The organism is Vibrio sp. 03_296 (assembly GCF_002265885.1).
This window is the reverse complement of record NZ_NPKW01000287.1, coordinates 1-550: the sequence shown is the minus strand read 5'-3', so window position 1 is coordinate 550 and position 550 is coordinate 1. Positions and strand designations below refer to the sequence as shown.

Below are 550 nucleotides of genomic sequence, written 5' to 3'. Positions count from 1 at the left end.
ATTTTGATGCCGATGGCGCGACCAGCTCGGCACTCTCGGTCCTTGCCCTGCGCATGCTTGGTAGTAACAATGTCGACTACTTAGTGCCAAACCGCTTTGAAGATGGCTATGGTTTGAGTCCTGAAGTGGTCGAGCAGGCCATCGCCTTGGGTGCTGAAGTGATCATGACCGTGGATAACGGCGTCTCCTCCATCGAAGGGGTACGTTATGCCAAAGAGCATGGCTTAAAAGTGTTGGTGACCGATCACCATTGCCGGCAGTGTTGCCTGAGGTAGATGCGATGGTCAATCCAAACTTACAGACCTGCGCCTTTCCTTCCAAAGCCCTGGTCTGGGGTTGGCTGTGGCTTTTTATCTGATGATGGCCTTGTGTGTCCACATGCGTAAATGCGGTTGGTTTGCCGAGCAAGGTATGGCAGAGCCGAAGCTGATGGAGCTGGTGGATTTGGTGGCCTTAGGCACCGTTGCGGATGTTGTGCCGCTGGATGAAAACAACCGCATTTTGGTGCACCAAGGCCTGCAGCGCATTCGCGCAGGGAAAGCACGTCCGG

The 550-nt window shown here is 54.5% G+C and carries 1 pseudogene; it reads left to right on the top strand.

Going from position 1 to position 550, the window contains the following annotated elements:
* Nucleotides 1–550, top strand: a pseudogene (locus CIK04_RS24055) (DHH family phosphoesterase); the annotation flags it as partial.